Below are 19,460 nucleotides of genomic sequence, written 5' to 3'. Positions count from 1 at the left end.
CCAGCAATGGCCGACGAAACCACCCCCACCGCCGAGAACGCCGCGGAGGAGCAGCAGATGCGCATCGAGCCCGTCGGGCTCGAGACGGAGATGCAGCGCTCCTACCTCGACTACGCGATGTCCGTCATCGTGTCCCGTGCGCTGCCCGACGTGCGCGACGGCCTCAAGCCCGTCCACCGTCGCGTGCTGTACGCGATGTACGACGGCGGCTACCGGCCCGAGAAGGGCTTCTACAAGTGCGCCCGCGTCGTCGGCGACGTCATGGGCACGTACCACCCGCACGGTGACTCCTCGATCTACGACGCCCTGGTCCGCCTGGCCCAGCCGTGGTCGATGCGCATGCCGCTGGTGGACTCCAACGGCAACTTCGGCTCTCCGGGCAACGACCCGGCCGCCGCCATGCGCTACACCGAGTGCAAGATGGCGCCGCTGTCGATGGAGATGGTCCGCGACATCGACGAGGAGACCGTCGACTTCACGGACAACTACGACGGCCGCAACCAGGAGCCGACGGTCCTGCCGGCGCGCTTCCCCAACCTGCTGGTCAACGGCTCCGCCGGCATCGCCGTCGGCATGGCGACCAACATCCCGCCGCACAACCTGCGCGAGGTCGCCGAGGGCGCCCAGTGGTACCTGGCCAACCCGGAGGCCCCGCACGAGGAGCTGCTCGACGCGCTCATCGACCGCATCAAGGGCCCGGACTTCCCGACCGGTGCCCTGGTCGTGGGCCGCAAGGGCATCGAGGAGGCGTACCGCACCGGCCGCGGCTCCATCACGATGCGCGCCGTGGTCGAGGTCGAGGAGATCCAGAACCGCCAGTGCCTGGTGGTCACGGAGCTCCCGTACCAGGTGAACCCGGACAACCTCGCGCAGAAGATCGCCGACCTGGTGAAGGACGGCAGGATCGGCGGCATCGCCGACGTCCGCGACGAGACCTCCTCGCGCACCGGCCAGCGCCTGGTGATCGTGCTCAAGCGCGACGCCGTCGCCAAGGTCGTGCTCAACAACCTGTACAAGCACACCGATCTGCAGACCAACTTCGGCGCGAACATGCTGGCGCTGGTCGACGGCGTGCCGCGCACGCTGTCGCTCGACGCGTTCATCCGCCACTGGGTGCACCACCAGATCGAGGTCATCGTCCGGCGGACGAAGTTCCGCCTGCGCAAGGCCGAGGAGCGCGCCCACATCCTGCGCGGCCTGCTCAAGGCGCTGGACGCGATTGACGAGGTCATCGCCCTCATCCGGCGCAGCGAGACGGTCGAGGTCGCCCGTGACGGCCTGATGGGCCTGCTGGAGATCGACGAGATCCAGGCCAACGCCATCCTCGAGATGCAGCTGCGCCGCCTGGCGGCCCTGGAGCGGCAGAAGATCGTCGCCGAGCACGACGAGCTCCAGGCGAAGATCAACGAGTACAACGCGATCCTGGCCTCGCCGGAGAAGCAGCGCGCGATCGTCAGCGAGGAACTGGCGGCGATCGTCGACAAGTTCGGCGACGACCGCCGGTCGAAGCTGGTGCCGTTCGACGGCGACATGTCCATCGAGGACCTGATCGCCGAAGAGGACATCGTCGTCACGATCACCCGCGGCGGCTACGTCAAGCGCACCAAGACCGACGACTACCGCTCCCAGCGGCGCGGCGGCAAGGGCGTGCGCGGGACGAAGCTGAAGGAAGACGACATCGTCGACCACTTCTTCGTCTCGACCACGCACCACTGGCTGCTGTTCTTCACCAACAAGGGCCGGGTCTACCGGGCCAAGGCGTACGAGCTGCCCGACGCCGGACGCGACGCCCGCGGCCAGCACGTGGCCAACCTGCTGGCCTTCCAGCCGGACGAGCAGATCGCCGAGATCCTCGCGATCCGCGACTACGAGGCGGCCCCGTACCTGATCCTGGCCACCAAGGCGGGCCTGGTGAAGAAGACGGCGCTCAAGGACTACGACTCGCCCCGCTCGGGCGGCGTCATCGCCATCAACCTGCGCGAGCGGGAGGACGGCAGCGACGACGAGCTGATCGGCGCCGAGCTGGTGTCCGCCGAGGACGACCTGCTGCTGATCAGCAAGAAGGCGCAGTCGATCCGCTTCACCGCGACCGACGACGCGCTGCGCCCGATGGGCCGTGCGACCTCCGGTGTGAAGGGCATGAGCTTCCGCGAGGGCGACGAGCTGCTGTCCATGAGCGTGGTGCGGCCCGGTACGTTCGTCTTCACCGCGACCGACGGCGGCTACGCCAAGCGGACGCCGGTCGACGAGTACCGCGTCCAGGGCCGTGGCGGCCTGGGCATCAAGGCCGCCAAGATCGTGGAGGACCGCGGTTCGCTCGTCGGCGCGCTCGTGGTCGACGATTCGGACGAGATCCTCGCCATCACGCTCGGCGGTGGTGTGATCCGTACGCGAGTCAACGAAGTCAGGGAGACCGGCCGTGACACCATGGGCGTACAGCTGATCAACCTGGGCAAGCGCGATGCCGTGGTAGGTATCGCTCGTAACGCCGAGGCCGGTCAGGAAGCTGACGAGGTCGAGGAGACCGAGGCAGCCGAAGGACAGGCCGCCGATGCCGCCGAGGGCGCGGAGCCCTCGGCCGGGGAGCACGAGGAGTAAGTCGTGAGTGGAGCCACGGGCGCCGGACCGGCCAAGACCGAGGAGGACGGTGCCCGTGGCCCCGCCGCGGACTCCGAGGGCGTGACCGCCGCAGGCGCCTCCGAGGGCAGGGGAACGGGGACGGCCGTGACGGACACGCGAGGGCCGGAGTCGAAGTCCAAGGCCAAGCCGAAGCCGAAGCCCAAGCAGGCGAAGCCGGCCGCGGAACAGCCGTACCACCCGCCGCAGGCGTACGCGGCCCCCTCGGGCCCCGGTGCGTCCCGGGGTGCCGGGGACCCCGCCGCACAGCGCAAGCCGCGTACAGGGGCCCGTGTGACGCCCAGGACGCGCAAGGCGCGGCTGCGGGTGGCCAAGGCCGATCCGTGGTCGGTGATGAAGGTCAGCTTCCTGCTGTCCATCGCACTGGGGGTCTGCACCATCGTGGCGGCGGCCGTGCTGTGGATGGTCATGGACGCCATGGGTGTCTTCTCCACGGTCGGCAGCACCATCAGCGAGGCGACCGGATCGAGCGAGAGCACGGGATTCGACCTCCAGGCGTTCCTGTCGCTCCCCCGGGTGCTGACCTTCACCTCGGTGATCGCCGTGATCGACGTCGTCCTGGCGACGGCGCTGGCGACGCTGGGCGCGTTCATCTACAACCTGTCGGCGGGCTTCGTCGGCGGTGTGGAGCTCACGCTGGCAGAGGACGAGTGACCGTCGGATGACCTGCGGGGAAGCCCTCGCGGATCGGATTTTGGCGGGACCGTGTCTGTGCGCTAATCTTCAGGAGTCAGCGCGCAGCGCGGAGGGGCTATAGCTCAGTTGGTTAGAGCGCATCCCTGATAAGGATGAGGCCACAGGTTCAAATCCTGTTAGCCCCACAGTGTGGAAGACCCCCAGGCCGGATGGCCCGGGGGTCTTCTTCGTTGGGCCGCCGGGGGCTTCCCAGGTCACCGAACGGTATCGATCGGTGTGTATTGTTGGCCGCCAGAAGTACCCAACGACGACGAAAGACGAGGTCGCGCGGTGAAGAAGCTGCTCCTGGTCGCACTGGCCGCCATCGGCGGTCTCCTCGTGTACCGCCAGATCCAGGCGGACCGCGCCGAGCAGGACCTGTGGACGGAGGCTACCGACTCCGTGCCCTCCGGTTCGGGCGTGTGAGACCCCAAGGCTGATCCATGAAGCCCCGGCTGCCACTGCGGCCGGGGCTTCATGCTGTTCCGTTTCGCAAATATTCGCGTTGCTTGAGCAAAACCGGGGGTGGGTTGTGATGGGGCGGGTGCGGACGGCGGCTCCGGTGGCGGCGGTGGCAGCGGCCCTGGGGCTGGTGGCGGCCCTGCCGGGGGTCGGGTACGCGGCCGGGGAGCCGCTGCCGTCGTACCGGCCCGCGCCGGGCGCGCAGAAGGTGCAGGGAGCCGCGAGCACGGCCGACGCACCGCAGCTGGAGCCCGGCCGGGTCTACACGGACGCCCTGCCCGCCGGCGAGCGCTTCTACCGGCTCAACCTGGACGACAGGTCCACCGTGTACGTCTCCGCCGTGCTGCAGCCCTCCCCCGGCGCGAAGATCGACTCCGGCGGTGACGGCGTCGAGGTCGGCGTCATGACCACCGCGGGGCGGGACTGCCCGGGCAGCCCCGGCAGGACGGTCTTCGGGTACGGCGGCGGGGCTCGGCCGATCGGGGCCGCGGGCGGACGCCTGCTGAAGGAGGACGCCGACTGCCAGCAGGCGGGCGTGTACTACGTGAAGGTCACGCGGGAGGCCGCCAAGGGCTCCGACCGGACGCCGTGGCCGGTGGAGCTGAAGGTGTCGCGCGAGCCCGGCCTGAGGACCGGCAGCGCACCCCTGGCCGCGCCCAGCTCCTGGCCGTCCGCCCCACCGGTGCCACCCGGCAGCCAGGCGGTGCCGCGGGAGGGCGGCACCGGCTTCAACGACGCCCGCGCCCTGGGCGCCGGGGTGTGGCGCGACGGGCTGCGGCCGGGGCAGACGCGGTTCTACCGGGTGCCCGTGGACTGGGGGCAGCAACTGGCGGTGAGCGCGGAGCTGGCGGCGGCGAAGCGGACCAAGGAGTACGCGTCGGCCTCCAAGGGGCTGATGGTCAGCGTGTACACCCCGTACCGCGGCCTGCTGGAGGACGAGGACGGCAGCTACGACGGCAAGCAGGCGGGCCTGACGCTGCCGCCGACGGCGCCGGTGGCCTACGAGAACCGCTTCGCGTCCGACGGCGCCCTGCGCTCGGCGCGGGTGGCGGGCTGGTACTACGTCGCGGTCACGCTCGGCGAGAAGGTCGCCGAGTTCACCGAGGACGCCACCCCGGTGCCGCTGACGCTGCGGTTGAACGTGGAGAACCGGGCCGTGCCCGCGCCCCCGTACACGGAGAGCCCGGCCGCGCAGGGGTTCGCCGTGCGGGAGGACGACCGTGCGGCCGCCCGGGACGGGCTGACGGAGCCGGAGGCGCTTGCGGCCGCCGACCGGCGCCGGACCATGGGCGGGGTCGCCGCCGGCGGCTTCGGAACCGGGACGGTGCTGCTGCTCGTCCTCGGCGGCTGGCTGCTGCTGGCCCGGCGCGGCCGGGGCGGTCGGAGCGCCTGAGCGGCGGTCGTCAGAGCTGGGTGAGGGCCCAGGCGCCCACCGCGAAGCACAGCAGTGCGGCGGCCAGGAGGGCCGCTGCGGCCGTCCGGGACGGCGGGGCGACGCCGGCGGTACGGGCGGGGGCCCGGGCCTCGCCCTCGGCCTGGCCGCGGGCCGGCGGGTACGGGGCGGTGGTGGGATCGGGCGGGGCCAGGTGGAAGCTGCCCGTCGTCGAGGCGGCGGCGGTGGCAGCCCGAGCCGGGTCGGGGCCGGGGACGGCCGCCGGGCCGGGGCTGGGGACGGCCGCCGGGCCGGGGCCGGCCACCGGGGCCGCCGCGGTCGCCGTGCCCCGCGGGTCGGTACGGGCCGGCTCCGGCGTCGCGGCCGTCACCGCAGCCGCCGGGGCGGGCGCGGGCGGTGCCGAGGCCGGGCTCTGCGGCCCCTGCGGGCCGAAGCCGGTTGGCAGGGGGCCGAGTTGGTCGAAGACCTCCACCGGTTCGGCGTCGGGTGGGGTCGTCGGGAGCAGCTCCACGGCCTCGGCAAGGGCCTTGCGTGCCCCTGTGGCGGTCTTGAACCGGCTCTGGGGGTCGGGCTGCAGGAGGTTCGCGATCACGTCCCAGAGCGGCGCAGGGACGCCCTCGGGCGCGTTCGGGATCCCGTGCGCGAGGAACTGCTCCACCAGCGCCGCGGAATCGGGCTTGCGGCCCTGGAGCAGGTAGAGGGCGACCAGTCCGACGGCGAAGAGGTCGGCGGGGAAGTCCGGCTCTGCTCCGCGCAGTTGCTCGGGGGCGAAATAGCCGGGGGTGCCCACCACGTAGTCGGTCTCGGTCAGGCGCGGTTCGCCCTTGCGCATCGAGATGCCGAAGTCGGACAGCCGCAGGTGCGGCCGTCCGGTTCCCGTGGCCTCCAGCAGGAGGTTGGCGGGCTTGATGTCGCGGTGGACGACGCCTTCCGCGTGCACCGCCGCCAGCCCCGACAGGAGCTGGTCGAGCAGGGTGCAGACGAATCGCGGCGGCAGCGGGCCGTAGTCCCCGATCACGTGGGCGAGGGACCCGCCGGAGACGAGGTCCATAGTGAACAGGACCTTGTCGTCGTCCGCCGCCCAGCTGGCCGGGGCCAGCACGTGCGGGTGGTCGATGCGCAGGGCCTGCTCGCGGACGAACCGCAGCAGCATGTGGGCGTCGCCCTGCTGGAGCACCTTCGCGGCCACGTACCGGCGGCGGCGCTGGTCCCAGGCGCGCCACACCGCGCCCGCCCCGCCGCGCCCGATCGGGTCGATCAGTTCGTACCGGCCGGCGAAGACCTCACCCATGGCTGCGTCCGTCCCCCGTTGTCCTCGTCCGCCGTACGTGCGCCGTACGTGTGCCAGTGCCGTACGCGTGCCGGTGCCGTGCGTGCCGGTGCCGTACGCGTCAGTTCTGGTGGGCCTCGTAATGGGCCACCGCGTCGGCGGTGCGTCCCGCCCCGTACACCTTGAGGAACTCCGCGAGTTCCGGGTGGGTGGGAGCGAGGCTGTTCGCCGCGTCGATGATGTCGCCGGCCGCGGAGACCGAGCGCAGCAGCGACTGGATCTCGCGGACGACGCGCTTGACGGTCGGGGCGCCGGAACCGGTGCTGGTCTGACCGCTGTTGCTGAGGACGGAGCCCCCCTGGGTCCGCTTGATCTCGTCCATCCGGTCGGTGGCCTCGGCGGCGCTGACGCTGCCGTCCGCCACCTGGCTCGCGAGGTCCTGCAGCGCCTGGACGCGCTGGACCACGGCCGGGTTTCCGATCTTGGCGCGCTGGCCGCTCATCAGCTGGGAGAGCATGGGGGCCGAGAGTCCGAGGACGGCAGCGAGGCGGGCCTGGTTCAGGCCGAGGTCGTCTATGAGCCGGCGGAACAGCGCGCCGAGGGGCTCCCCGTACCAACTGCGCTGAAGTTCTCTGGCTCTGGCTGTAGCCTCTTGTTGTACTGCGTCCACGCGTCCTACTCCCCTTCGCTGGTGCGAACCTCGCGAGCATCTTACGGAGAGTGGTCGCACGGTGGGAGTCCCCATCATTTTGCGGGATGAGGGGGAGGACCCGGTACTCTGTTCTGCGGAACGGCCACTCCTTCGCGGGAGGCGGTCGCGTCCTCCCTTTCGGGGCTTTAGCTCAGTTGGTAGAGCGCTGCCTTTGCAAGGCAGATGTCAGGAGTTCGAGTCTCCTAAGCTCCACTTTTCAACCCCTTCTGACCTGCGGAAACGCGGATCGGGAGGGGTTTTGTCATGCTGTTTTCGACGATGTTTCACGTGAAACGGCGGGCGTAGGGGGCCTCCCCGGTCCCCCGGACGGGCCCGCCGCAGGGCCGGGCGGCGCCTCCTGGCGGACAGTGGGGACAGGCACCGAGCCCGGGGGACGAGACCGATCCGGAGGCGCACAGACATGGGACTCTTCGACTTCCTCAGGTCCGACAAGAAGAAACAGGCCGCCGCCGAGAAGGCGGTCGCCAGCGTGCCCGCCGACTACGCGACGACCTACGCCGACGCGGTCGCGGCCACCAGGGAGGCGGCCGAGCGCATGGCCGCCGCGGCCCCGCCGAAGCCCGCCCCCGCGACTCCGAGGGCCGCCCGGGCCCCGCAGAAGCCTGCCGCGGCCGCCCACCCGGCGCACACCCCCACGCCGGCGTCCGCCGCGCACAAGGCGGTCCCCGCGGCTCCCGCGCCGACGGCCGGGACGGCCGCCGTGAGGCGCATGTACACCGTCCGGGCCGGGGACTCGCTGACCTCGATCGCCTTGCGGGAGCTGGGCAACGAGGGCCGCTGGCGCGAGCTCTACGCCATGAACCGGGGTGTCATCGGGGCCAACCCCCACCTGATCCACCCCGGACAGGTGCTCACCCTGCCTGGCCGCTCCACCGGTTGACCTCCCGGCAGGCAGGCGAACACGTGGGGCCGGATCCCTCGGATCCGGCCCCACGCGTCACTTTCCCGGCGGCTACTCCTCGCCCGCCTCGCGCTCCTTCGCGGCCAGTTCGTCATCGAACGTCGCCTGGGCCTCGTCGCGCGACGACAGCTCGGTGGCCGCGGGCGGCTCGACCAGCCAGTCGGGGTTGGACTGCTGGTCCCACCAGCGCCAGGCCAGGTACGCGGCGCCGGCCAGCACGCCGGCCAGGACCACGCCCTTGAGCACCCGGTTGCGGCGCTGGAGCCGTTCGTGGTGCTTGACGAGCTTCTTCACCTCCTGGGCCGACATCTGGCCGCGCAGCGCCGCCAAGGCGGCCACGCCGACCGCGGCCGAGCGCAGAGCGGCCTCCTCGGCGACCGGCCGGCCGGCCGCGATGGCGCTCTCCAGCTTCGGCTGCGTGTAGTCGGCGGCCTGCCGGGCCACTCGCCGGGTCTGGTGCACCGCCTGCGTCGCGGCCCGGTCGACGTTCGGCGGCACATGGGCACGCGCGGCGATCATCCGGGGATGCAGATGGGTGTCGTACGCCGTACGTGCCTGACGCGAGGCCTGTTGGGCGGCCTGCGAGACCATCGGGCTCAGCCGCTCGTTCGCCTCGTGCGCGTACTGCACCGCCGCGTCCTTGGCGGATTCTGCGTACGGCGCCACCAGCTCCGCTGCGTGCCTCATCGTGTCCCGGGCGCTGTCGGCGACCAGGCGCACGCTGTCGTTGCGGGTCACGGGATCCTCCTCCTCGGTGGCGGACACGGTTCACCTTTCCACCCTTTGTCGGATCATGCCTGGCTTGGGGTCGGGCGGCATGCGCGACAGGGCATCCGGGTGGGGGGATTTCTGTGGCGTACGGCCCTCCGTGGGAGGATCGGGGATCGACAGTGCTGACTTATGGAAGGCAGATCCGTGGCCGAGAAGCTCTACGCCACCCTGAAGACCAACCACGGCGAGATCGAGATCGAGCTTCTGGAGAACTTCGCTCCGAAGACCGTCCGCAACTTCGTGGAGCTCGCCACGGGTGCCCGCGAGTGGACCCGTCCCACCGACGGTCAGAAGACCACGGACCCGCTCTACGACGGCACCGTCTTCCACCGCGTGATCAGCGGCTTCATGATCCAGGGCGGCGACCCCCTCGGCAACGGCACCGGCGGCCCCGGCTACCAGTTCGCCGACGAGTTCCACCCGGACCTGGCCTTCACCAAGCCGTACCTGCTCGCCATGGCCAACGCGGGCCCGGGCACCAACGGCTGCCAGTTCTTCATCACCGTCGCCCCCACCGCCTGGCTCACCCGCAAGCACACGATCTTCGGCGAGGTCACCGACAAGGGCAGCCGGACCGTCGTGGACACGATCGCCGGCCTGCCGACGAACCCGCGCACCGAACGCCCGCTGGACGACGTGATCATCAAGTCCGTCTCCGTCGAGCGGCGCTGACCGGGCGGCCCGGGCCGGCCCCCGGGAACCTTCCGCACCGCCCGTCCGTCCTGAGGGCATACCGGACCGGCGGGATGCACCTCCGTCCCGCCGCCCAGCCGTCCTGCCGCTGACCGAGGGAACCGATGGACACCGACCGTCTGCCGGGCTGCTACCGCCACCCGGACCGTGACACGGGAATCCGCTGCACCCGCTGCGAGCGCCCCATCTGCCCCGAGTGCATGATCAGCGCCTCGGTCGGCTTCCAGTGCCCCGAGTGCGTCCGCGAGGGCTCCGGGACCGGCCACCGGCCGGCCGCGAACGCTCCGCGCACCCTCGCGGGCGGGGCCGTGGCCGCCGACCCGCACCTGGTCACCAAGGTGCTCATCGGGATCAACGTCGCGGTCTTCCTGGCCGGCCTGCTCTTCCCCCCGCTCGTGGTGCAGCTGGAGCTGCTGGGCCGGTACGTCGAGTACATCGGCGGCCCCGTCGAGGGCGTCTCCACCGGCCAGTACCACCGGCTGCTGACTTCCGTGTTCCTGCACGCGGAGTGGTGGCACATCGCGGGGAACATGCTGGCGCTGTGGGTGATCGGAGGCCCGCTGGAAGCGGCGCTGGGCAGGATCCGCTACCTCGCCGTCTACGTGCTGTCCGGGCTGGGCGCGAGCGCCTTCGTGTACCTGCTGACCGCGCCGAACACCCCGACGCTCGGCGCCTCCGGGGCCGTCTTCGGGCTGCTCGGGGCCACCGTCGTGCTGGCGCGCCGGCTGCGCTACGAGATGCGCCCGGTCATCACCATGGTCGTGCTCATGCTGGTGCTGACCTTCGTGCCGTTCGGTGGCTCGCTGTCGGTGTCCTGGCAGGCCCACGTCGGCGGGCTGCTGACCGGTCTGCTGCTCGGGCTGGCCATGTTGGCCCCGGGGAACGGGGGAAAGCGGGCCTTCGTCCAATGGGGGACGTGCGCATTGGTGTTCCTGCTGGCAGCGGGCCTGGTGTTGGCCCGCACGGTCGAACTCACCTGATCACACCGGCGTCAACGCTCCACAGAGTTATCCACAGATGGTCTGTCTTTTCCTCAGGTGTGGATGACGCTGTGGATAACTCATGGGGAGAGCTTGCGGGGCGGCGGCACCCTGTGCCTACCGCCCCGCGCCAGCCGCGAGCCGCTTACTTCCACTGGGTGGAAACGCCGAATCCCGCCGCAATGAACCCGAATCCGACTACAATGTTCCAATTTCCGATGGACTCGATCGGAAGCTGGGTCTCGCTCACATAAAACACGACAATCCAGGCCAGGCCGATCAGGAAGAGTGCCAGCATGACCGGAGCGACCCAGCTGCGGTTGGTCAGCTTGATCTGCTGCGCCTTCGTCGGCGGCGGCGTGTAGTCGTCCTTCTTGCGGATACGTGACTTCGGCACGAGGGGCTTCTCCTGTCGATGCGCTGGGGACCTGCCTGCCCCGGGCGTCCGTTAGCGTAGTGGACCTGTGGCGTTGAAGGAGAAGGGTACGTTGAGCAATTCCGACGACTCCTCCGCGGGTACCCGCCGGCGGTTCCGGGCGGTCCGGCTGCTCACCGCCGCCGTCTTCGCCCTGGCGGGCCTGATCTTCATCACCAGCTTCAACACGTCCAAGGGTACGAACATCCGGACGGACGCCTCGCTGCTCAAGCTCTCGGACCTGATCCACGAGCGGAGCCAGAACAACGCGGAGCTGGAGCAGACCACCGCCGCCCTCCGCGGCCGCGTCGACGCCCTCGCCGACCGCGACGACGGCAGCACCAAGGCCGAGGACGCCAAGCTGGCCGCCCTGCGCACCGCCTCCGGCACCGAGGCCCTCTCCGGCAAGGGCCTGACCGTCACCCTCAACGACGCCCCGCCCGGCGCCACGGCCCGCATCCCCAACGTGCCCGAGCCGCAGCCCAACGACCTCGTGATCCACCAGCAGGACCTCCAGGCCGTCGTGAACGCCCTGTGGCAGGGCGGCGCCCAGGGCATCCAGGTCATGGACCAGCGGCTGATCTCCACCAGCGCGGTGCGCTGCGTGGGCAACACGCTGATCCTCCAGGGCCGGGTCTACTCGCCCCCGTACAAGGTGACGGCGGTCGGCGACCCGGGCGCGCTGCGCAAGGCCCTGGCGTCCTCCCCGGCCCTGCAGAACTACCAGATGTACGTGACGGCGTACGGGCTCGGCTGGAAGGTGGACGAGCACAAGGAGCTGACGCTGCCCGGATACTCCGGCACGGTGGACCTCCACTACGCGAGGCCGGTCGAGAGCTCCTCCGCGACAAGCACCCCCTGACGCCGGGCCGCGGGCTTTAGTCTGTGTGCGTACCGCCCCCGCGGTGCGTGAGCGAAAGGGACGCGGACGGCATGTACGGCTGGATCTGGCGGCATCTGCCGGGCAACGCGTGGGTACGCGCGCTGATCTCCCTCGTACTGGTCCTCGCGGTGGTCTTCGTGCTGTTCCAGTACGTCTTCCCGTGGGCCGAGCCGCTCCTTCCGTTCAACGATGTGACGGTGGACGAGGGATCGGGAGCGACTCCGTGAGCGCGCGCATTCTGGTTGTCGACAACTACGACAGCTTTGTCTTCAACCTGGTCCAGTACCTGTACCAGCTCGGCGCGGAGTGCGAGGTGCTGCGCAACGACGAGGTGGAGCTCTCCCACGCGCAGGACGGCTTCGACGGCGTCCTGCTCTCGCCCGGGCCCGGCACCCCGGAGGAGGCCGGCGTCTGCGTCGACATGGTCCGACACTGCGCCGCCACCGGCGTCCCGGTCTTCGGTGTCTGCCTCGGCATGCAGTCGATGGCGGTCGCCTACGGCGGCGTCGTGGACCGCGCCCCGGAGTTGCTGCACGGCAAGACCTCCCCGGTGGTCCACGACGGGCTCGGTGTCTTCGAGGGGCTGCCGTCGCCGTTCACCGCGACCCGCTACCACTCCCTGGCCGCCGAGCCGCAGACCCTCCCGGACGTCCTGGAGGTCACCGCGCGCACCGAGGACGGGATCATCATGGGACTGCGGCACCGTGAGCACGACGTGGAGGGCGTGCAGTTCCACCCCGAGTCGGTGCTGACCGAGCACGGCCACCGGATGCTCGCGAACTGGCTGGTGCGCTGCGGGGACGAGGGTGCCGTCGAGCGCTCGGCAGGGCTGGCCCCGGTGGTGGGCAAGGCCGTCGCGTGACCTCGCTCGCGCCGTCCGCGCCCCCCGAGGGCCGGGCCGCGCGGCGCAGGGCCGCCCAGCAGGCCGGGAAACGCACGCGGCGGCGCCGCGGCGGGCGGCGGCGCAAGCGGCCGGCCTCGGGCGGGCCGCTCGTCGTCGTGAGCCGGACGCTCGGGGAGCTGTGCATCACGCTGGGCGTGGTGATGCTGCTCTTCGTGGCCTACCAGCTCTGGTACACGAACGTGCTCGCCCAGCGCACCGCCGACGGGGCCGCCGGCTCGCTGCGCCAGACCTGGGAGCAGGCCCCCGGGGGCGCCGCCGCCCCGCCGCCGGCGGCCTTCGAGCCGGGCCAGGGCTTCGCGATCCTGCACATCCCGAAGCTGGACGTGAAGGTGCCGGTCGCGGAGGGCGTGAGCAAGCCCAAAGTGCTCGACCGGGGGATGGTCGGGCACTACGGGGACGGCGCCCTGAAGAGCGCGATGCCCGCGGACCAGCAGGGCAACTTCGCGCTGGCGGGACACCGCAACACCCATGGCGAACCGTTCCGCTTCATCAACCGGCTGGAGCCCGGCGACCCGATCGTGGTCGAGACCCGCGACGCCTACTACACGTACGAGATGACCTCGGTCCTGCCGCAGACGCCGCCGACGAACGTGGCCGTGCTCAAACCCGTACCGGAGGGCTCCGGCTTCACCGCCCCGGGCCGGTACATCACGCTGACGACCTGCACCCCGGAGTTCACCAGCACCTACCGCATGATCGTATGGGGCAGGATGGTGGACGAACGCCCGCGCGGCCAGGGCGCTCCGCCCGCGCTGGCCGCCCGGTAGGCCGGCGGCAGCTCGCCGCCCCCGCTCGAAGGACGAACCGCCGTGTCCCGTACCGCGCCGCCCCGCCGCAGCAATGTGCTCGCGGCGTTCCTGAGCCTGCTGGGCGAGTTCCTGATCACGGCCGGCCTGGTGCTCGGCCTGTTCGTGGCGTACTCGCTGTGGTGGACGAACGTCCTCGCGGACCGGCAGGCCTCGGCACGCGGCGACGAGATCCGCCGCCAGTGGCAGGGCGCGACCCCGGCGGCGGGGACGCCCGCGGAGCCCGGGGCCCTGGACACCCAGGGCGGTGTGGGCTTCCTGCACGTGCCCGCGATGAAGAACGGCGAGGTGCTGGTCAAGCGGGGCACGGCGCCGGAGGTCCTCAACGACGGCGTGGCCGGCTACTACACGGACCCGGTGAAGGCGGCGCTGCCCTGGGAGAAGACGGGGAACTTCTCGCTGGCGGCGCACCGCGACGGGCACGGCGCGAAGTTCCACGCCATCGACAAGGTGAAGAAGGGCGACGCGGTCGTCTTCGAGACCCGCGACACCTGGTACGTGTACAAGGTCTTCGCCGAGCTGCGCCAGACCTCCAAGTACAACGTCGACGTGATCGCGCCCGTCCCGAAGGAGTCGGGGCGGACGGCGCCGGGCCGCTACATCACGCTGACGACCTGCACGCCCGTGTACACCTCCAAGTACCGGTACGTGGTGTGGGGCGAGCTGGTCCGTACGGAGAAGGTCGACGCGAAGCGGACACCGCCGGCCGAACTGCGCTGAGCACCGGCTGGCACGCGGAAGAGCATCGGTCACACGGAAGAGGCCCGGCCGCCCTCCCCGTCGGGAGGGCGGCCGGGCCTCGTTCATCGTGCGTCGTGCGGGGTCAGCGGCCTCCCAGGCCGCCGAAGAACCCGTTGTTGCCACCCTGCTGGTTGCCGCCCCCGCCGAACGTCTGCACGTTCACGACCGTGCCCGCGGGGACCGGGGTGCCCGCGTTCGGGTCGGTCCTCACGACGACCGCGTTGTCGTCCGAGGGACCCGACAGGATCGCGCCGAAGGTCAGTCCCCGGGCTGCGAGTTCCTGCTTGGCTTGTCCGACCGTCCGTCCGGCGAGGTTCGGGACCTGTGTTTGCTGTGCTCCTTTTGAGATCGACACGTTGACCGTCGTGCCCGGGGCCAGCTGCTCGCCCGGCTGGTACTGCTGCTGGACGATCGTCTTCGGCGGGGCGCCGGGGGAGTCGACCTCGGTGGTGCTGCCCAGCTTCAGCTTGGCGTCGGACAGCGCCTTGGCGGCCTGCTCCTTGGTCTTGCCGAGGAGGTCCGGCATCGCGGACTTGGCGGGCTCCTTGGCGACGGTCAGCGTGACCGTCGAGCCCTTCTGGGCCTGGCCGTTCTTCGGGTTCTGGTCCAGGACGGTGCCCGGGGTGCGGTCGGAGTCCTGGGTCTTCTTCTCGACCTGGAACCCCTTCTCCTTGAGCGCCTTCTCCGCTTCCTCGAAGCTGATGTTGACGACGTTCGGGACGGCCACCGTCGGGGCGCCCGAAGAGATCGTCAGCTTGACGCTGGAGCCCTGCTCGGCCCGGGTGTCGGGCGCGGGGTCCTGCTTGCAGACGTTGCCCTTGGGCTGGTTGTCGCAGGGCTCGTCGGCCACCTTCTCGACCTTGAGGCCCACGTTGTCGGCGTTCTTCTGCGCCTGCTCGAAGGTCTCGCCGATCAGCTTGGGCACGAGGGGCCGGTTGTCGGCGCCGCCGTTGAACAGCGAGCGGCCGATGAGGATGGCGCCGACCAGGACGAGGACGCCGGCCGTGACGAGCAGGATCGTCGAGGCCTTGCTCTTCTTCTGGTTCTGGCGGCGACCCTGGCCCTGGTCGTATCCGCCGGGGCCCTGGTCCCCGTATCCGTAGCCGCCCTCGCCCGGGGGCATCGGCGGGAGCATGGAGGTCTGGCCGCCGGCGTCGGCGGGGCGCAGGGCGGCGGTGGGCTGGTCGTAGCCCTGGTGCCCGTAGCCGTTGCCCGGCTCGGGGTAGCCGTAGCCGGCGGCGCCCATGGCGGCGGTCGCGGCGACGGGTTGGCCCTCCAGGCAGGCCTCGATGTCTGCGCGCATCTCGTCGGCCGACTGGTAGCGGTAGTCGGGGTCCTTGACCAGCGCCTTGAGGACGATCGCGTCCATCTCGGGCGTGATCTCGGGGTCGAAGTTCGACGGCGGCTGGGGCTCTTCCCGGACGTGCTGGTAGGCGACGGCCACGGGGGAGTCGCCGATGAACGGCGGGCGGACGCAGAGCAGTTCGTAGAGCAGGCAGCCCGCGGAGTACAGGTCGGAGCGGGCGTCGACCTGCTCGCCCTTGGCCTGCTCCGGGGAGAGGTACTGCGCGGTGCCGATGACGGCCGCGGTCTGCGTCATGGTCATGCCGGAGTCGCCCATGGCACGGGCGATGCCGAAGTCCATGACCTTGACCTGGCCGGTCCGGGTGAGCATGACGTTGGCGGGCTTGATGTCGCGGTGGACGATGCCGGCGCGGTGCGAGTACTCCAGGGCCTGGAGGATGCCGATGCACATCTCCAGGGTGCGCTCGGGCAGCAGCTTGCGGCCGGAGTGCAGCAGCTCGCGCAGGGTGGAGCCGTCGACGTACTCCATCACGATGTACGGGATGGAGATGTTGTCGACGTAGTCCTCGCCGGTGTCGTAGACCGCGACGATCGCCGGGTGGTTGAGCGACGCGGCCGACTGGGCCTCGCGGCGGAACCTGGCCTGGAACGACGGGTCGCGGGCGAGATCGGCGCGCAGGGTCTTGACGGCGACGGTACGGCCGAGCCGGGTGTCGTGGGCGAGGTACACCTCGGCCATGCCACCGCGGCCGAGCACGTGGCTCAGCTCGTACCGGCCGCCGAGGCGACGCGGCTCTTCCATAACGTTCCAGCCCTCTCCGTCAGTCCCGACCGCACCCGTGTGTGGTCCGGCGGTGTGCTGTCCGCGCAAAGGCTACCGGCCGATCGTCGGTGATCGGTTCGTGACCACAGCCTGATACCGGACCGGTACCGTACGCTCGGTTCCGGGCGGGATCAGTGCCCCACGTCACTCCGGGCACGGCCCTCACGCGTCATCCCGTCGTTCCATTGTCCGTGCCGCCCGTCAGTTCTTGCTGCTCAGGACGGCCTTCATGACGGCCTGGGCGACGGGGGCGGCGAGGCCGCCACCGCTGATGTCGTCGCGGCTGGCCTCGCTGTCCTCGATGACGACGGCGACGGCGACCGGGCTGGTTCCGTCGGCGGCCTTGGCGTAGGAGATGAACCAGGCGTACGGGCGCTTGGCGTTCTTCTCGCCGTGCTGGGCGGTGCCGGTCTTGCCGCCGACCGTCACGCCCTTGATCTTCGCCTTCTCGCCCGTGCCGTTCTCCACGACGTTGACCATCATCTGCTGGATCTTCTGCGCGTTGGCGGCGGAGAGGGGGCGGCTCATCTCCTGCGGCTCGTGCTTCTCGATGACGTCGAGGTTGGGAGCGGTGAGCTGGTCGACCATGTACGGCTTCATCAGCTTGCCGTCGTTGGCGATCGCGGCGGTGACCATGGCCATCTGGAGCGGCGTGGCCGCGGTGTTGAACTGGCCGATGGCGCTCTGGGCGTTGCCGTCCTTGCCCATGGTCTTGTCGTAGATGCTCGCGAACGCGCGGACCGGGGTGTCGATCTTGTCGTTGTTGAAGCCGAACTTCTGGGCCGTCTCGACCATCTTGTCGCGGCCGACCTTGTCGCCGAGCATCGCGAAGACCGAGTTGCAGGAGACCTTCAGCGCGTCGTTCAGGCTGGCCTTCTCGCAGCCCTTGGCGTGGTTGACCATCGGGGTCTTCGTGCCGGGCAGGAAGTACGGCTCGGGGGTGTCGGTCGGCGCGTTGATGTCGGTGACGGCGCCGTTCTCCAGGGCCGCGGCCGCGGTGACCACCTTGAAGGTGGAGCCCGGCGGGTAGGTCTCGCGCAGCGCGCGGTTGACGAGCTTCTTGTCCTCGCTGTCCTTGAGCTCGACCCAGGCCTTCTCGTCGGTCTTGGAGTTGCCGGCGAAGGTGGACGGGTCGTACGAGGGCTTGCTCACCAGGGCCAGGATGGCGCCGGTGCGCGGGTCGATGGCAGCGACCGCGCCCGTCTTGTCCCCGAGCGAGTCGAACGCGGCCTTCTGCACGTCCGGCATGAGCGTGGTGACGACGTTGCCGCCGGCCTTCTTGTCGCCGGTGAACATGCCGATGGTGCGGTCGAAGAACAGCCGGTCGTCGTTGCCGGTGAGGATCTTGTCCTCGAGGGACTCGAGCTGCGTGGAGCCGAACGCCTGCGACGCGTAGCCGGTCACCGGGGCCCACATCGGGCCCTCGACGTAGGTCCGCTTGTACTTGTAGTCGCTGCCGTCGGTCGCGACGGAGCCGGTGATGGACTGCCCGCCCTTGACGATGATGTTGCCGCGCTGGGTGGCGTACTGGGCGATCTGGACCCGTCGGTTCTCCTTGCGCGTGCTCAGCTCCTCGGCGTGGACGTACTGGAGCCAGTTCGTCCGGATCAGCAGGGCGAGGATGAGCAGTCCGCAGAAGAGCGAGATGCGGCGCAGGGGCTTGTTCATGACGGGCGGACCACCTGGGTCATCTCGGAGTCGGGGGACGGCGCGGGGGCCGGCGCGGGACGGCGGGCGGTGTCGCTGATCCGGATGAGGATGCCGACCAGGGCCCAGTTGGCGAGGACGGAGGAACCGCCCGACGCCAGGAAGGGCATGGTCATGCCGGTGAGGGGGATGAGACCCATGACGCCGCCGGCGACGACGAAGATCTGCAGCGAGAAGGCGCCGGAGAGCCCGATGGCGAAGAGCTTGCCGAAGGGGTCGCGGGCGGCGAGCGCGGTGCGCACGCCACGCTCGATGATCAGGCCGTAGAGCAGCAGGAAGGCCATGACGCCGGCCAGGCCGAGCTCCTCGCCGACGGTGGAGAAGATGAAGTCGGAGTTGGCGGCGAAGCCGATGAGGTCCGAGTTGCCCTGGCCCCAGCCGGCGCCGAGGACGCCGCCGGAACCGAAGCTCATGATCGACTGGCCGACCTGCTCGCAGGCGCCGGACTTGGAGTAGCAGCCGAACGGGTCGAGCCAGGCGTTGACGCGGGCCTGCACGTGGCTGGCGAAGGTGCCCACGACGACGGCGCCGCCGACGCTCATGAGCAGGCCGATCACGATCCAGCTGGTGCGCTCGGTGGCCACGTACAGCATGATCACGAACATGCCGAAGAACAGCAGCGAGGTGCCCAGGTCGTTCTCGAAGATCAGGACGAGCAGGCTCATCGCCCAGATCATCAGGATCGGGCCGAGGTCGCGGCCGCGCGGCAGGTAGAGGCCCATGAAGCGGCGGCTGGCCAGGGCCAGCGCATCGCGCTTCACCATGAGGTAACCGGCGAAGAAGATCGCGATGACGATCTTCGCGAACTCGCCGGGCTGGATCGAGAAGCCGGCGACGCTGATCCAGATCTTGGCGCCGAAGACGTCCGCCCCCAGACCCGGGACGACGGGCAGGATCAGCAGGACGAGCGCGCCCGCCATCGAGATGTACGTGAACCGCTGCAGCGTGCGGTGGTCCTTCAGGAGCAGCAGCACGGCCGCGAACAGGGCGATGGCCACCGCGGTGTACATCATCTGGCGCGGTGCCGACTCGGAGAACGAGCCGAAGCTGCGCTTGGCCAGGTTCTGGAGCCGCTCGGACTGGTCCAGCCGCCAGATCAGCACGCAGCCGAGCCCGTTCAGGAGGGTCGCGATCGGCAGCAGCAGCGGGTCGGCGTACTTGGCGTAGCGGCGCACGACGAAGTGGGCGATGCCCGCGAGCACGGCGAGGCCGCCGCCGTAGACGAGCATGCCGGGGGGCAGCTCGCCGTGGATCGCGAGCCCCACGTTGGCGTAGGCGAAGATCGAGATGACCACGGCGAAGACGAGCAGCATCAGCTCGGTGTTCCGCCTGCTCGGCAGCTCGATGGCGCCGATGGTGGTCGTGTTGGTGACAACGCTCAT

The 19,460-nt window shown here is 70.5% G+C and carries 18 protein-coding genes, 2 tRNA genes and 1 pseudogene; 14 read left to right on the top strand and 7 right to left on the bottom strand.

The window, feature by feature from the left end:
* Positions 1-6 precede the first annotated feature (6 nt).
* The 5 genes from gyrA to ACSHWO_RS17470 all read left to right on the top strand — a co-directional run bounded on the left by gyrA (position 7) and on the right by ACSHWO_RS17470 (position 5,167).
* Complete coding sequence (gene gyrA / locus ACSHWO_RS17490) at positions 7-2,598, top strand: DNA gyrase subunit A (RefSeq protein ID WP_361093044.1); 2,592 nt, start codon at positions 7-9, stop codon at positions 2,596-2,598.
* A 126-nt stretch (positions 2,599-2,724) separates the two neighbouring features.
* Positions 2,725-3,291 carry a DUF3566 domain-containing protein gene (locus tag ACSHWO_RS17485; protein WP_438319135.1) on the top strand — a complete coding sequence of 189 codons (567 nt, stop codon included), beginning with the start codon at positions 2,725-2,727 and terminating at the stop codon, positions 3,289-3,291.
* A gap of 93 nt (positions 3,292-3,384) precedes the next feature.
* A tRNA-Ile gene (locus ACSHWO_RS17480) sits at positions 3,385-3,458 on the top strand.
* Positions 3,459-3,603: 145 nt separating this feature from the next.
* Positions 3,604-3,738 (top strand): DLW-39 family protein, encoded by a 135-nt coding sequence (locus ACSHWO_RS17475; protein WP_208809277.1) that lies wholly within the window; start codon positions 3,604-3,606, stop codon positions 3,736-3,738.
* Between the two features lie 145 nt (positions 3,739-3,883).
* Positions 3,884-5,167: a hypothetical protein gene (locus ACSHWO_RS17470; RefSeq protein WP_438312978.1), complete on the top strand. Its 1,284-nt coding sequence runs from the start codon at positions 3,884-3,886 to the stop codon at positions 5,165-5,167.
* A 10-nt stretch (positions 5,168-5,177) separates the two neighbouring features.
* Here the strand turns inward: ACSHWO_RS17470 and ACSHWO_RS17465 are convergent, their stop codons facing one another.
* The gene (locus ACSHWO_RS17465; protein ID WP_438312976.1) at positions 5,178-6,458 is read right to left on the bottom strand and encodes a protein kinase domain-containing protein; all 1,281 of its coding nucleotides are present in this window, start codon (positions 6,456-6,458) and stop codon (positions 5,178-5,180) included.
* A 100-nt stretch (positions 6,459-6,558) separates the two neighbouring features.
* The gene (locus tag ACSHWO_RS17460; protein WP_361093032.1) at positions 6,559-7,107 is read right to left on the bottom strand and encodes a helix-turn-helix domain-containing protein; all 549 of its coding nucleotides are present in this window, start codon (positions 7,105-7,107) and stop codon (positions 6,559-6,561) included.
* Between the two features lie 161 nt (positions 7,108-7,268).
* On the opposite strand from ACSHWO_RS17460, the gene ACSHWO_RS17455 reads away from it, so the two are divergent.
* Positions 7,269-7,341 (top strand) — tRNA-Ala (locus tag ACSHWO_RS17455).
* A 208-nt stretch (positions 7,342-7,549) separates the two neighbouring features.
* A complete protein-coding gene (locus tag ACSHWO_RS17450; protein ID WP_438312973.1) occupies positions 7,550-8,029 on the top strand; it encodes a LysM peptidoglycan-binding domain-containing protein in 480 nt (159 codons plus the stop codon).
* Between the two features lie 72 nt (positions 8,030-8,101).
* On the opposite strand, the gene ACSHWO_RS17445 is transcribed toward ACSHWO_RS17450, so the two are convergent.
* A complete protein-coding gene (locus ACSHWO_RS17445) occupies positions 8,102-8,815 on the bottom strand; it encodes a DUF5324 family protein (RefSeq protein ID WP_361093026.1) in 714 nt (237 codons plus the stop codon).
* A gap of 150 nt (positions 8,816-8,965) precedes the next feature.
* Here ACSHWO_RS17445 and ACSHWO_RS17440 point away from each other — a divergent pair, with 150 nt between their 5' ends.
* Together ACSHWO_RS17440 and ACSHWO_RS17435 are read left to right on the top strand one after the other, a co-directional pair.
* Positions 8,966-9,493, top strand: a complete 528-nt coding sequence (locus ACSHWO_RS17440) for a peptidylprolyl isomerase (protein ID WP_438319133.1) — start codon at positions 8,966-8,968, stop codon at positions 9,491-9,493.
* Between the two features lie 125 nt (positions 9,494-9,618).
* Positions 9,619-10,494, top strand: coding sequence for a rhomboid family intramembrane serine protease (locus ACSHWO_RS17435; RefSeq protein WP_438312971.1), 876 nt, complete (start codon positions 9,619-9,621; stop codon positions 10,492-10,494).
* Between the two features lie 145 nt (positions 10,495-10,639).
* Here ACSHWO_RS17435 and crgA read toward each other — a convergent pair whose 3' ends face one another.
* A complete protein-coding gene (gene crgA, locus ACSHWO_RS17430; protein ID WP_179171839.1) occupies positions 10,640-10,891 on the bottom strand; it encodes a cell division protein CrgA in 252 nt (83 codons plus the stop codon).
* Positions 10,892-10,982: 91 nt separating this feature from the next.
* Here crgA and ACSHWO_RS17425 point away from each other — a divergent pair, with 91 nt between their 5' ends.
* The 5 genes and pseudogenes from ACSHWO_RS17425 (at position 10,983) to ACSHWO_RS17405 (ending at position 14,222) form a co-directional block, all read left to right on the top strand.
* A complete protein-coding gene (locus ACSHWO_RS17425) occupies positions 10,983-11,771 on the top strand; it encodes a DUF881 domain-containing protein (RefSeq protein ID WP_361093016.1) in 789 nt (262 codons plus the stop codon).
* 47 nt (positions 11,772-11,818) lie between these two features.
* Positions 11,819-12,019: a hypothetical protein gene (locus tag ACSHWO_RS17420; RefSeq protein WP_179171779.1), complete on the top strand. Its 201-nt coding sequence runs from the start codon at positions 11,819-11,821 to the stop codon at positions 12,017-12,019.
* Positions 12,016-12,654, top strand: coding sequence for an aminodeoxychorismate/anthranilate synthase component II (locus ACSHWO_RS17415; RefSeq protein WP_361093013.1), 639 nt, complete (start codon positions 12,016-12,018; stop codon positions 12,652-12,654). The genes ACSHWO_RS17420 and ACSHWO_RS17415 overlap by 4 nt, the downstream gene beginning before the upstream one ends.
* Positions 12,636-13,463 (top strand): annotated as a pseudogene (locus ACSHWO_RS17410) (class E sortase); the annotation flags it as partial. The gene ACSHWO_RS17415 and the pseudogene ACSHWO_RS17410, both read left to right, overlap by 19 nt.
* Positions 13,464-13,505: 42 nt before the next feature.
* Positions 13,506-14,222, top strand: coding sequence for a class E sortase (locus ACSHWO_RS17405; RefSeq protein WP_361093010.1), 717 nt, complete (start codon positions 13,506-13,508; stop codon positions 14,220-14,222).
* 103 nt (positions 14,223-14,325) lie between these two features.
* Here the strand turns inward: ACSHWO_RS17405 and pknB are convergent, their stop codons facing one another.
* The 3 genes from pknB to ACSHWO_RS17390 form a co-directional block, all read right to left on the bottom strand.
* Positions 14,326-16,350: a Stk1 family PASTA domain-containing Ser/Thr kinase gene (gene pknB / locus ACSHWO_RS17400; protein ID WP_438312968.1), complete on the bottom strand. Its 2,025-nt coding sequence runs from the start codon at positions 16,348-16,350 to the stop codon at positions 14,326-14,328.
* 222 nt (positions 16,351-16,572) lie between these two features.
* Positions 16,573-18,039, bottom strand: a complete 1,467-nt coding sequence (locus tag ACSHWO_RS17395; protein WP_438312966.1) for a peptidoglycan D,D-transpeptidase FtsI family protein — start codon at positions 18,037-18,039, stop codon at positions 16,573-16,575.
* A complete protein-coding gene (locus ACSHWO_RS17390) occupies positions 18,036-19,460 on the bottom strand; it encodes an FtsW/RodA/SpoVE family cell cycle protein (RefSeq protein WP_361093001.1) in 1,425 nt (474 codons plus the stop codon). Before ACSHWO_RS17390 ends, ACSHWO_RS17395 begins: the two co-directional genes overlap by 4 nt.

It is taken from the genome of Streptomyces pallidus (ex Mingjun et al. 2026) (assembly GCF_051550185.1).
GTDB lineage: Bacteria > Actinomycetota > Actinomycetes > Streptomycetales > Streptomycetaceae > Streptomyces.
This window is presented reverse-complemented; position numbering and strand designations above follow the sequence as displayed.